This is a genomic window from Myxococcus sp. AM011 (genome assembly GCF_013372595.1).
GTDB classification, from domain to species: domain Bacteria; phylum Myxococcota; class Myxococcia; order Myxococcales; family Myxococcaceae; genus Myxococcus; species Myxococcus eversor.
Map to the genome: position 1 here is coordinate 1 of NZ_JABXEM010000324.1, position 11,715 is coordinate 11,715.

At 68.5% G+C, this 11,715-nt stretch carries 14 protein-coding genes and 1 pseudogene; 12 read left to right on the plus strand and 3 right to left on the minus strand.

The annotated features are described in order from the left end of the window. Nucleotides 1–107: 107 nt before the first annotated feature. The 12 genes from HUW62_RS41490 to dnaB all read left to right on the plus strand — a co-directional run bounded on the left by HUW62_RS41490 (nucleotide 108) and on the right by dnaB (nucleotide 9,841). Nucleotides 108–470: a DUF5658 family protein gene (locus HUW62_RS41490; protein WP_176437574.1), complete on the plus strand. Its 363-nt coding sequence runs from the start codon at nucleotides 108–110 to the stop codon at nucleotides 468–470. A gap of 133 nt (nucleotides 471–603) precedes the next feature. Further along, nucleotides 604–903, plus strand: a complete 300-nt coding sequence (gene spoVG / locus HUW62_RS41495; RefSeq protein ID WP_046715132.1) for a septation regulator SpoVG — start codon at nucleotides 604–606, stop codon at nucleotides 901–903. A 45-nt stretch (nucleotides 904–948) separates the two neighbouring features. After that, a complete protein-coding gene (locus HUW62_RS41500) occupies nucleotides 949–1,899 on the plus strand; it encodes a ribose-phosphate pyrophosphokinase (protein ID WP_163862060.1) in 951 nt (316 codons plus the stop codon). A gap of 175 nt (nucleotides 1,900–2,074) precedes the next feature. Then, nucleotides 2,075–2,770, plus strand: a complete 696-nt coding sequence (locus HUW62_RS41505; protein WP_163862057.1) for a 50S ribosomal protein L25/general stress protein Ctc — start codon at nucleotides 2,075–2,077, stop codon at nucleotides 2,768–2,770. Between the two features lie 72 nt (nucleotides 2,771–2,842). Further along, the gene (pth, locus tag HUW62_RS41510) at nucleotides 2,843–3,418 is read left to right on the plus strand and encodes an aminoacyl-tRNA hydrolase (RefSeq protein ID WP_163862054.1); all 576 of its coding nucleotides are present in this window, start codon (nucleotides 2,843–2,845) and stop codon (nucleotides 3,416–3,418) included. A gap of 268 nt (nucleotides 3,419–3,686) precedes the next feature. Continuing rightward, nucleotides 3,687–4,166 (plus strand): 30S ribosomal protein S6, encoded by a 480-nt coding sequence (gene rpsF, locus HUW62_RS41515; protein ID WP_163862051.1) that lies wholly within the window; start codon nucleotides 3,687–3,689, stop codon nucleotides 4,164–4,166. Between the two features lie 50 nt (nucleotides 4,167–4,216). Then, nucleotides 4,217–4,612, plus strand: a complete 396-nt coding sequence (rpsR, locus tag HUW62_RS41520) for a 30S ribosomal protein S18 (RefSeq protein WP_163862048.1) — start codon at nucleotides 4,217–4,219, stop codon at nucleotides 4,610–4,612. Between the two features lie 27 nt (nucleotides 4,613–4,639). Further along, the gene (gene rplI / locus HUW62_RS41525) at nucleotides 4,640–5,083 is read left to right on the plus strand and encodes a 50S ribosomal protein L9 (RefSeq protein ID WP_163862045.1); all 444 of its coding nucleotides are present in this window, start codon (nucleotides 4,640–4,642) and stop codon (nucleotides 5,081–5,083) included. A 189-nt stretch (nucleotides 5,084–5,272) separates the two neighbouring features. Then, a complete protein-coding gene (locus HUW62_RS41530; RefSeq protein WP_176437570.1) occupies nucleotides 5,273–6,457 on the plus strand; it encodes an acyltransferase in 1,185 nt (394 codons plus the stop codon). A 10-nt stretch (nucleotides 6,458–6,467) separates the two neighbouring features. Further along, nucleotides 6,468–7,607, plus strand: a complete 1,140-nt coding sequence (locus tag HUW62_RS41535) for a sensor histidine kinase (RefSeq protein ID WP_163862040.1) — start codon at nucleotides 6,468–6,470, stop codon at nucleotides 7,605–7,607. Next, a complete protein-coding gene (locus HUW62_RS41540) occupies nucleotides 7,604–8,374 on the plus strand; it encodes a LytTR family DNA-binding domain-containing protein (RefSeq protein WP_176437571.1) in 771 nt (256 codons plus the stop codon). Before HUW62_RS41535 ends, HUW62_RS41540 begins: the two co-directional genes overlap by 4 nt. Nucleotides 8,375–8,473: 99 nt before the next feature. Then, nucleotides 8,474–9,841 (plus strand): replicative DNA helicase, encoded by a 1,368-nt coding sequence (gene dnaB, locus HUW62_RS41545; protein ID WP_163862034.1) that lies wholly within the window; start codon nucleotides 8,474–8,476, stop codon nucleotides 9,839–9,841. A gap of 185 nt (nucleotides 9,842–10,026) precedes the next feature. Here the strand turns inward: dnaB and HUW62_RS41550 are convergent, their stop codons facing one another. The 3 genes and pseudogenes from HUW62_RS41550 to HUW62_RS41560 all read right to left on the minus strand — a co-directional run. Beyond that, nucleotides 10,027–10,767 (minus strand): bifunctional hydroxymethylpyrimidine kinase/phosphomethylpyrimidine kinase, encoded by a 741-nt coding sequence (locus HUW62_RS41550; protein WP_163862031.1) that lies wholly within the window; start codon nucleotides 10,765–10,767, stop codon nucleotides 10,027–10,029. Continuing rightward, nucleotides 10,764–11,528, minus strand: a complete 765-nt coding sequence (locus HUW62_RS41555) for a gamma-glutamyl-gamma-aminobutyrate hydrolase family protein (RefSeq protein WP_176437572.1) — start codon at nucleotides 11,526–11,528, stop codon at nucleotides 10,764–10,766. The genes HUW62_RS41550 and HUW62_RS41555 overlap by 4 nt, the downstream gene beginning before the upstream one ends. 21 nt (nucleotides 11,529–11,549) lie before the next feature. Further along, nucleotides 11,550–11,715 (minus strand): annotated as a pseudogene (locus HUW62_RS41560) (thiamine phosphate synthase); the annotation flags it as partial.

Below are 11,715 nucleotides of genomic sequence, written 5' to 3' on the forward strand. Positions count from 1 at the left end.
TTGCCAGCGCCCGCCCTTCCTCGGCCCGTCCGGGCGCTGGCAAGCCACTTGAAAGGGAACGCCTCCGGAAGGTCGGGACTGGGAGGCAGGGCGTGGCGACGACGACGATGGAGCAGGTTCGGGGCGCGGTCCGCGGTGGAATGGCTTCCTTCTATGCGTCGCCCGCCTCGGTGGCGTTGCTGATGCTCAACCTGATGGACGGGCTCTTCACGCTGCTCTTCCTGCAATTGGGCGTGGCGGAGGAGCTCAACCCTCTCATGCGTCTGGCCTACGAGCAGTCACCGCTCTTCTTCATGTTCGCCAAGCTGCTCATCGTGAACACCGGCCTGTGGCTCTTGTGCTTGCACCGGCGCCTGCGCGCCAGCCGCATCGCCATCCGAGCGGGCGCCGTCGTCTACGGCATCATCGTGGTCTACCATCTGGCTTTTCTGACCCACCTGGTCATGCACTGGCCAGGAGCCCTTGGGTAGTCCCTCCCATCTCACTGGACTGTGAGCGAGTGGAACAATGGTGAGGGTTCTCCTTCACCATACCCTTGCATTTTGCACCCGGTATGTCCCAGGCTTCCCGCCAGCTCCGACCTTTCGGGTTCGGGGGGGGACCATGAACATCACCGACGTCCGGGTGTTTCCGGTCGAAGAGGACAAGCTCAAGGCGTACGTCACCATCACCCTGGATCACTGCTTCGTCATTCGCGACCTGAAGGTCATCCACGGCTCCTCGGGGCTGTTCATCGCGATGCCGGCGAAGAAGCGCAAGGATGGGACGTACAAGGATATAGCCCACCCGCTCAACGCGGACACACGCAGCCAGATGGAGCGTGTCATTCTCATGGAGTACGAGCGGCACCTCCATCAGGCGCAAGCAGGGATGCTCGGTCCGATGCCAGCAGATCTCGACTAACGTCCTTCACATCCGCGCGTGTCCAGGTTAGTCAGCGGGCCCATCATGCAGCCGCGCGACTTCAAGATCTTCGCCGGGAGCTCGAATCCCGGCCTGGCTCACCGAATCTGCGAATACCTCAAGCGTCCGCTCGGCAAGGCGGAGGTGGGGCGCTTCTCCGACGGTGAAATCCACGTCGAGATTGGAGAGAACGTCCGCGGCCACGACGTCTTCATCCTCCAGTCGACGAGCCCGCCGACCAACGACCACCTGATGGAGATGCTCATCATCTGCGACGCCCTGAAGCGGGCGAGCGCGAGCTCCATCACCGCCGTCATCCCGTATTACGGGTATGCCCGGCAGGACCGGAAGGTCGCCCCGCGCACGCCGATTACGGCGAAGCTCGTCGCGGACCTGCTGGAAGTGGCGGGCGCCGAGCGCGTGGTCTCCATGGACATGCACGCCGGGCAGATCCAGGGCTTCTTCAACATCCCCTCGGACCACCTGTACGGCTCGCCGGTGTTCCTGGAGGACCTGCGCAAGCGCTTCCCGGAGTCGCAGGAGCTGGTCATCGTGTCGCCGGACGCGGGAGGCGTGGAGCGCGCGCGCGCCTACTCCAAGCGCCTGAACACGGGCCTGGCCATCATCGACAAGCGCCGTCCGCGCCCCAACGCCTCCGAGGTGATGAACCTCATCGGTGACGTGGCCGGCAAGGACGCCGTCCTGGTGGACGACATGGTGGACACCGCCGGCACGCTCGCGCAGGCCGCCGCGGCGCTCAAGGCCAAGGGCGCCCGCCGCGTGGTCGCCTACGCGGTGCACCCCATCCTCTCCGGGCCCGCCATCCAGCGAATCACCGACTCGGTGCTCGAGGAGGTCGTCTTCACGGACACCGTGCCGCTGTCGGCCGCGGCGCAGGCGTGCTCGAAGATTCGCGTGCTCACCACCGAGCGCCTCTTCGGCGAGGCCATTGCCCGCATCCACCGGGCCGACTCGCTCAGCTCGCTGTTCGTCTGAGAAGCAAAGCGCCCGGCCACCGGGCGACTTGACTCCCTGGCCGGGGGCTGGCATGTCCGGCCTCCTCCAACGGTCCCCTTCGCGGCGCCGTCTTCGGGGCCCGCCACTGGGGCGGGATGCCGAGGGCGCCAGGGTGGCCGGTGGTCACCGCGGTATCCATTCCCAAGGTATTTTCATGTCCGACAACAAGAACACCCTCGAGGCGAAGTCGCGTGAAGGCTCTGGCAAGGGCTTTGCCCGCAAGCTGCGCGCCCAGGGTGTGGTGCCCGCCGTGGTGTACGGCAAGCACCTGAAGACGCCCGTGCACATCTCGGTGGACCCGAAGGCCGTGCGCGCGGCCATCAACACCCCGCATAAGTTCAACACCGTCATCCTGCTGAAGCTGGCCGGTGGCGACCAGCAGGTCCTCCTGAAGGACTACCAGATGGACCCGGTCACCCGGGACATCCTGCACGTGGACTTCATCGGCGTGCGCGAGAACGAGCAGGTCAAGGTGGACGTGCCGCTCGTGCTCGTCGGCAAGTCGGTGGGCGTGGCCGAGGGTGGTCTGCTCAGCCAGATTCGCCGTGAGATCCAGGTCTGGGCGCTGCCGAACGCCATCCCCGAGCGCATCGAGGTGGACGTGACGGCGCTGAAGATCGCCGAGGCGCTGCACATCAACGACGTGAAGTTCCCGGCCGGCGTGTCGGTGAAGTCGAACGTCAACTACACCGTGGCGGTCGTCGCCGCGCCCGAGGCGGCCGAAGTGGCTCCCGCGGCGGCGGCGGCGGCTCCGGCCGCGGCGGCTCCCGCAGCGAAGGCTCCCGCAGCGAAGGCTGGCGACAAGGCGGCGGCCCCCGCGGCGGCTGCCAAGGCCCCCGCGAAGAAGTAGTCGTCTTCCGGTGTACCCTGGACACGGGGCTGGCCTCGCCGAGGCTGGCCCCGTTTCTTTTTGGAGCCTCCCATGAAGCTCATCTGCGGGCTGGGCAACCCGGGGCGCGAGTACGAGCGGCACCGGCACAACATCGGATTCATGGTGGTGGAGGCGCTGCTGGCCCGGGCGCGCGCGGAGCTGAACCAGGAGAAGTTCGCCGCGAAGGTGGGCCAGGGAACCCTGGCGGGCGAGAAAATCCTCTTCGTCGAGCCGCAGACCTTCATGAACCTGTCGGGCCGCTCGGTGGCCGAGGCGGCGCGCTTCTACAAAGTCCCCCCCGAAGACGTGCTCGTCATCCACGACGAGCTGGATCTGCCCCTGGGCCGGCTGCAGCTCAAGGCAGGGGGCGGCAGCGGCGGCCACAACGGCCTGAAGAGCATCGTCTCCAGTCTGGGCTCGGAGGCGTTCATCCGCCTGCGCTTCGGCATCGACAAGCCGGAGGGCCCCAATGCCCGCGAGCGCGTGGCCGGTTATGTCCTGTCCAACTTCGACGACGGGGAGCGCCGCCAGTTGGACGAACTGATGGACCGCGCCATGGACATGACGGAGTGCTGGGTGCGCGAGGGGCTGTCGGTGGCGATGAACCGCTTCAACCGGAAGGCCTGAGGCCCCCTCGTGGGGCCTGGAGGGCGGACAGGCGAGCCTTCCGGGAGCTTGACTTGCCCGGGGGGCCCTCCTAGAAGGCCCGTTCGCTCGCCGGGGTGGTTGATCCGGTGGGATGTTCTTTCACAGCTTCCCGTGTTGGTGCACGGGACGTAGCGCGAGGGTGACGGGCGCGCGGTTTCCCGTTCCCGGTGGTGGCCATGGGGCCATTCGCCGTTTCCCCGCTCCTCGGATTGTCCGGGGGGCACTCGACCCCAAGGGGAGAGAAAACATGGCAGAGACGCAGGCCGCCAAGCGGCTTCGTGAGTACGAGACCATCTTCCTGGTCAAGCCGGACCTGACCGACGACAACGTGGACAAGCTCAAGGAGCGCGTCCGTGGAATCGTCTCCCGCGAGGGTGGCAAGGTCCTTCGCTTCACGGTGTGGGGCAAGAAGAAGACCCTGTTCCCCATCGCGAAGCAGCCCCGCGCCATCTACGTGCACGCCAGCTACCTGGGCAGCTCGGGTCTGGTGGCGGAGATTGAGCGCAACCTGAAGAACCTCGATGAGGTCACCCGCTACATCTCCGTGAAGCTGGCGGATGAGGTGGACCCCGAGACGCGTCCGGTCCTCGAGGACCTGAAGCTCGCCGGCGACGTGGAGGAGACCCGTCCGGGCGCTCCCGAGCCGCGCGAGGGTGGTGGATTCCGAGGCGACGTGGCCGAGGAGTCCGTGGGCGAGGCGGAGGAGGAGTCGTCCGAGGAGGCCTGAGCGCCGCCTGGGACATTCTCTAGGGACCTATTCAGGAAACGAGAAAGTTCATGAGCAACGGAACGGAAAGCAAGACGGGCGGCTCGTCGGGCGGCCGCAGTGGCGGTTTCGGCGGCGGCGGCGGACCTCGCGGTGATCGCGGTGGAGACCGTGGCGGCGATCGCGGTGGAGACCGTGGCGACCGCGGTGGCATGGGCGGCGATGACGAGAAGCGCGGCGGTGGCCGTGGCTTCGGCCGCAAGAAGGTCTGCCGCTTCTGCGCGGAGAAGAACGCGTCGGTGGACTTCAAGGACCAGGCGACGCTGAAGTACTTCGTCACCGAGCGCGGCAAGATCATTCCCCGCCGCATCTCCGGCAACTGCGCGAAGCACCAGCGTGAGGTGGCGACGGCCATCAAGCGCGCGCGCGGCATCGCCCTGCTCCCCTACAACGCGGTGGTCGGCTAACCGCCGGGTCCGCTCAGGAGACTGAACATGAAGCTCATTCTGCGAGAGGACATCGAGAACCTCGGCAAGTCCGGGGAGCTCGTCACCGTGAAGGACGGCTTCGGCCGTAACTACCTGCTGCCGCGCAAGAAGGCGGTTCTGGCGAGCGAGCAGAACCTGCGTCAGCTCGATCACGAGAAGGCGGTCATCACCGCCCGCAATGCCAAGCTGAAGGGCGCCGCGGAGGAGCAGGCGAAGAAGGTCGGCTCCATCAAGGTCGTCATCAAGCGCAAGGTCGGAGATCAGGACAAGCTGTTCGGCTCCGTCACCGCGCTGGACATCGCCGAGGCCGTGGCGGCCCAGGGGCAGACGGTGGACCGTCGCGCCATCCACCTGGCCGACCCCATCAAGTCGATTGGCCACTACGAAGTCGAGCTGCGCCTCCACCGTGACGTGGTGGCGAAGATCAAGGTCGAAGTCGCCGCCGAGTAACGGCAAGCGACTCCACCTCATCGTGGTCTCGAGAAGGCCGTCCGGGGCAACCCGGGCGGCCTTTTCGTTTGGCGGGCCTCGCGCTCGCGCCGGGCGCGTCCGGTTCGCGCCGTGGCCGGTCCGTCCTACGACACGGGCGTGGAGGCGTTTCAGGCGGGTGGGTATCCGTGAGGCACAGGAGGCTCGCCCATGAGCACGCCCACCGCACCCGCCCCGCTGTCGTCCCCCGTTGATGCCCACCGTCTTGACCTGGACTGGCTCCGCGTCGTCGCCATCCTCGTGCTGCACCTGTTCCACACCGGGATGATGTTCAACCGGTGGGACTGGCACATCAAGGCGCCCTCGCTGCTGCCGGCGCTGGAGCCGACGATGGAGGTGCTGCACCACGTGCGCATGCCGCTCTTGATGGTCATCTCCGGCGTGGGCACGGCGCTGGCGCTGCGGCGGCGCTCGCTGCGTGACTTCGCGCACGACAGGACGCGGCGACTGCTGCTGCCGGTGGTGTTCGGCATGTTGGTCATCGTGCCGCCTCAAATCTACGTGGAGCGCGTGTTCCGGGGGCGGTTCCAGGGCAGCTACGCGGACTTCTATCCGTCCGTCTTCGGCTTCGTGCCCTACCCCGCGGGCAGCCTGAGCTGGCATCACCTGTGGTTCGTCGTCTACCTCTTCGTCTACTGCCTGCTCGCGCTGCCGCTCTTCTGGGCGCTGGCGACAGGGCGCGGGCAGGCGTGGCTCGCGAAGGTCGAGGCCTGGCTGTGCCGGGGCGTGAATCTCGGGTGGCTGTTCGTCCCGCTCTTCATCAACGACGTGCTGCTGCACCGCTTCCCGCAGACGCACGCGCTCCTCGACGACCCGAGGACCTTTGGCCACTACGGCCTGCTCTTCCTCATGGGCCACCTGCTCGGCCGCGTGCCCAGGGTCTGGGACGTCCTGGTCGAGCGCCGGTGGTGGATGCTGGGGATTTCGGCCGTCCTCTTCGCCATCATGATGCCGGAGAGCGAGTTCGACCTGGTGCCCGAGGTGCTCGGGGGCGCGTCGGCCCAGTGGCTCTTCATCCTGACCGCGCTGGGCTGGGCGCGACGGTGCGTGCGAACCGGGAGCCGGTGGGTGAAGCACGCGCAGGAGCTGTCGTACCCGTTCTACATCCTCCACCAGACGGTCATCGTCGTCGTGGGCTTCGCGATGCTGCGGCTGCCCGTGGGGCCGTGGAGCCTCTTCGGCTGCGTGCTCGTCACGACGTTCCTCATCAGCTGGGCCCTGAGCGAGCTGGTGGCCCGCCTGCCCTGGTTGAGGCCGTTCTTCGGGTTGAAGGCCCGTGTGGTGTCTCGTCCCGAAGTGAAGCTCCAGGACGTGCCCACCGGGCATACTGCGTGACGGAGCGCCCATGGCCGACACCCTCCCGACGCCTGCCTTCGAAGTGCCCTCGCCCCTGCCCTGGCGCTGGCCCCGCTTCCGGTTGCGCCCGGCGCTCGGGGTGTTCGCCTTCTGCCTCGTCGTGGGCGTGTCGTACGGCGCGGCGGTGAGGTTGGACCAGCTCGCCAACGGCTTCGACAGGCTCCCCGCCTCGCGCGCCTTCGCCTGGGAGCTCACCGGTGCGCTTTCGGCCTGGGCGGCGCTGCCCATCATCCTGACCGCGGCGCTGAATGCCCCGTCCCCGCGCGCCGCCGGGTGGGCGCGGTTCCTCGGGCTGCACACGGTGGGCTTCGCGCTCTACACCTCCGTTCACATCGTCGTGATGCTGGGAGTCCGCTACCCGCTCTACTCGCTGCTGGGCTGGGGCGAGTACGAGTACGGACCGATGGCCTTCCGCCTGCCCATGGAGGTGTCGAAGGACCTGATTGTCTACGGGCTCGCCGTCACCTTCATCAGCCTCTTCGTGGCCTGGAGGAATCAGCATGAGCGGGCGCTGCGCGCAGCGGAGCTGGAGGGAGAGCTGCGGTCGGCGCAGCTCCAGTCCCTCACGGGCCAGCTCCACCCACACTTCCTCTTCAACTCGCTGCACACCATCAGCTCCGTCATGTACGAGGACCTGGAGCGCACGGACCGGCTGCTCAGTGATTTGGGCCACGTGCTGCGCGCCAGCCTGGAGCGCGCGGAGCCCACGTGGACGCTGGCCGAGGAGCGCACGCACACCGCGCGCTTCGTGGGACTCCTGTCGGCGCGCTTCGGCGAGCGGCTCGCGGTGAACTGGAGCGTGGCGCCGGGCCTGGACTCGGCGCGCGTGCCCTGCTTCGCGCTGCAGACGCTGGTGGAGAACGCGGTGAAGCACAACCAGGACCGCGTGGAGCCGCTGGAGGTGCGAATCCGCGCCCACGAGACGGCGGACACGTGGCGGCTGGAGGTCGAGGACACGGGCCGGGGCTTCGGCGCGGAATCCCCCGCCACCGGGACGGGCGTGGGGTTGGCGCACCTGGAGCAGATCCTCGCGCTCCTGCATGGAGGGCGGGCCCGGCTGGAGAAGGGACAGGGGCCCGAGGGTGGCGCGCGCGTGTCGCTGACCCTGCCTCGGGGAGCGCACCCGTGACGACCTTCCGCGTGCTGGCCGTGGATGACGAGTCGCCCGCCCGAGCCAAGGTGCGGCGGCTGTTGGAGGGCGAGGCGCGCTTCACGCTGGTGGGCGAGGCGGCGGATGGAACCGAGGCGCTCGCGCGCATCGAATCGCTGAAGCCGGACCTCGTCGTCCTCGACGTGCAGATGCCCGGCCTGACGGGCTTCGAGGTGCTGGAGGCGTTGGGCCCGGGGCCAGGCCCCTCCGTCATCTTCTCCACCGCGTACGACGGCTTCGCGCTGCGGGCCTTCGAGGCCCACGCGGTGGACTACCTGCTCAAGCCCTACGACGGCGAGCGGTTCGCCCGCGCGCTGGACAAGGCGCATGCGCTGCTGCTCGGGGGAGGCTCGGAGGCCACCAGGCTCCAGGCCCTGCTGCGGGAGGTGGCCGCGACGACGCCTCGCAAGACGCTGGAGCGGCTGGTGGTGAAGGCGGGCGAGGCGTGGATGCCCCTGCGCCTGGAGCACGTGTGGCGCCTGTCCTCCGAGGACAAGTACGTGCGCGTGTACACGGCCCAGGCGGAGCACCTGGTGCGACAGAGCCTGCGCGCGCTGGAGGAGCGGTTGGACCCGGAGCGCTTCGTTCGCGTCCACCGCGGCGACATCATCAACCTGGACGCGGTGGCGAAGCTGGAGCCGTGGAGCCACGGCGATGGAATTCTGGTCCTGAAGAACGGCACCACGGTGGTGCTCAGCCGTACGTGGCGTGAAGCATTCCTCCAGCGCTGGGGCATGGAAGGCTGACTGCGGGTAGGTCCACCTTCCTCCCCCCACCCGCCGCTACAGGTCTGTGGCGGATAATTTCTGCCATGTCAGTGCCGCCTGTAGAGTGGGCGGGCAGACATGGAGAACTCCCTCGACCTCAGAGATGGGCGAAAGGTCCACGAGGACCTGGCCGCCGAGCGTGCAGTGCTCGGCGCCGTGCTCGCGGACAACTCGCTCATCTCCGCCGTAGGCGAAGTGGTCCACGCGGACGACTTCTCCAGCCCAGCACACGCGCAGATTTTCGCGGCGATGATTCGCCTGGACGGAAAGCAGCAGCAGGTCGACCACCTGACGTTGTCCGAGGAGCTGAAGGTCCTCGGGCAGTTGGTCGCCGTGGGCGGTCCCGCGTACCTGATGCGGTTGGACCAGGTGGTGCCGCTGGCCTCCAACGCCGTCCAGTACGCGAACATCGTCAAGGACCAGGCGCTGCGACGCCGGCTGGCGCACGTCGGCCGCGAAATCCAGGACCTCGCCAGCCAGGAGACGGGCGAGCTGGAGGTGTTGCTCGACGAGGCCGAGCGCAAGGTGTTCCTCCTCGCGGAGAAGAAGCGCGAAGGAGACCTGCGGCCCGTCAGTGAGCTGATGGAGCAGACGCTGGATCTGCTCGACAAGATGAAGGCGGCGGCGACGGGCATCACCGGCCTGTCCACCGGCTACATCGACCTGGACAACCAGCTGACGGGTCTGCACGCCGGCGAGCTCATCATCCTCGCGGCCCGTCCCGGCATCGGCAAGACGTCCTTCGCGATGAACATCGCGGTGCACGCGGCGCTGAAGGAGAACAAGGCCGTCGGCATCTTCAGCCTGGAAATGCCCGCGGACCAGCTCCTGATGCGTCTGCTCGCGTCCACCGCGCGCGTGGACATGAAGAAGCTGCGCGGCGGTCGCCTCTCGCCGCACGATGAAGAGAAGTTCCAGGAGATGGCGGGCGCGCTCTACAACGCGCCCATCTACATCGACGACTCGGGTGGCCTGTCCCCGTTCGACCTGCGCGCCAAGGCGCGCCGCGTGAAGCAGAAGGACCCCCGGCTGTCGCTGCTGGTCATCGACTACCTCCAGCTCATGCACCAGAAGGGCAAGGTGGAGAGCCGTCAGTTGGAGGTCGCCGAAATCTCCCGCGCGCTCAAGCAGCTCGCCAAGGAGCTGGAGGTCCCCATCATCGCGCTCAGTCAGCTCAACCGTAAGGTGGAGGAGCGCAAGGGCGGCAAGCCCATGCTGTCGGACCTTCGTGAGTCGGGCTCCATCGAGCAGGACGCCGACGTGGTGATGTTCATCCACCGCGAGGAGACGGAAGAAGGCCCCGACGGCAATCCGCAGGCGCCCGCGAGCACCGTCATCCCCGTGGAGCTCATCGTCGCCAAGCAGCGCAACGGCCCCATCGGCTCCGTCGACCTCGTGTTCCTCTCGGAATACACCCGCTTCGAGAGCCGCAGCCGAGGCGAGTAGCGCGGGAGTCCAGCGCGTCGCTCGCTGGACTCGGGGCTCCGTGCGTTCGCATGGAGTCGCCGCTTCGAACCTGCACAGGCAGCCCTCACGGGCGCGGCCTCGAGCGAAGCGGTCCACGGCCAAGGGACCCTTGAAGAGCCGCGTATGGCGGGTGGCTTGGGCCGGTGCGGCGCGCCGTCGCCGCCCTACTCCACGCCCGTGCGCAGGTAGCGCGCCACGAGCGCCCGGGCCGCGCGCGTCGCCGCCTCCAGCGTGAGTCCCCGCCCCAGCTCCGTCGCCAGCGCGGAGGCCAGACGACATCCGGTGCCACGACGCTCGGGAGCCCGCTCCAATCGCTGGCCCTTCAGGACGCGGACGCCCTCCGGCGTGGCCAGTACGTCCGCCAGTCCCTGCGCATCCGGCAGGTGCCCGCCCTTCACCAGCACCGCGCCGAAGCCCCTCGCCACCAGCGCGATTGCAGCCTCACGCGCCGCCACCACCGTATCCGGCACGGGCCTGCCCAAGAGCCACCCCGCCTCATCCAGGTTCGGAGTGAGCACGACGCGCGGACCGGCGAGCGACAGGTAGCGCCGGGCGGACAGGCGGGACAACAGCTGCCCGCGCGACGTCCGCACCACCGGGTCCACCACCCACCACGCCCGCGTCCCGGCCAGCGCGGCGCTCGCGGCCTCCAACTGCGCGAGGCCCGGCACCATGCCCCACTTCACCGCGTGGACATCTCCCAGCTCGCGCGCGGCGACCAACTGCGCGCGGACAACACGCGGCGGAGAGGCCACCCAGGAGAAGGTGGCGAGTCCCTGCGCCGTCTGCGCCAGGGGCACCGCCACCGGCTGCCCCCCGCGCGCACGCACCGCCGCCACATCCGCCAGCAGCCCCGCTCTTCCCGTGGGCTCGAGCCCCGCCAACAGGACGACGCGAGGAATCACCGCCGGTGCTCTCGCGCTTTCTGGATGAAGGACTTGTACAGCCCCACGTGCACGGGAATCGTCGTCGCCATGTACTCGGGGTGCCACTGCACGCCCACGGCGAAGACATGCGCGGTGGATTCAATCGCCTCCACCACGCCATCCGGCGCCATCGCGCAGATGCTCACCTCGCGCCCGGGACTCCTCACCGCCTGGTGATGCGTGGAGTTCACCATGAGCTGGCCGTGCCCCACCGCCTCCGCCAGCAACGAGCCGCTGCGCACTTCCACCGGATGCTGCGGCTGCGTGCGGTCATGCTTCTGCTCGTGCTCACGAGCGCCCTGCACCTCACGACCGATATCCTGGAACAGCGTGCCACCCAGCACCACGTTGAGCAGCTGCATGCCGCCACACACGCCCAGCACCGGCATGTTGCGCTTGAGCGCGCCGCGCATCAGCGCCGCCTCGAACGCGGTGCGCCCTTCCTTCAGCGCGCCCAGTCCCTCGCGAGCCGTCTCGCCATAAGCTTCGGGAGGAATGTCGAAGGCGCCGCCGGTGACGAGCAGCCCCGACACGCGGTCCAGATACGCGTCCACGCACGTGGGGTCGTCCGCGTACGGCAGCACGAAGGGAAGGCCCCCCGCGCGCAGCACCGCGTCCGCGTAGGGCACCTTCAGCTCGTACCGCGCGAAGGGCTGATCCTCGGGCTGGCTCCAGTCCGGGGTGATGCCGATGTTGGGCCGCCGGGGCGGCTGGCCATGGTGACGCGGATGATTGTTCATGGGGGAGTCCGTCGGTCGACCCTACCCCCCCACACGGCCCCGTTCAAACGCGCCCGTCAGCAGGCGCACCCGCTCGGCGATGTCCTGAGCGAGCAGGACGTCCGACACCACCGCCGCGCCGTGCACGCCCGTCGCCGCGACGGAGGCCACGTTCTCGAGCCCCACCCCTCCAATCCCCACCACCGGC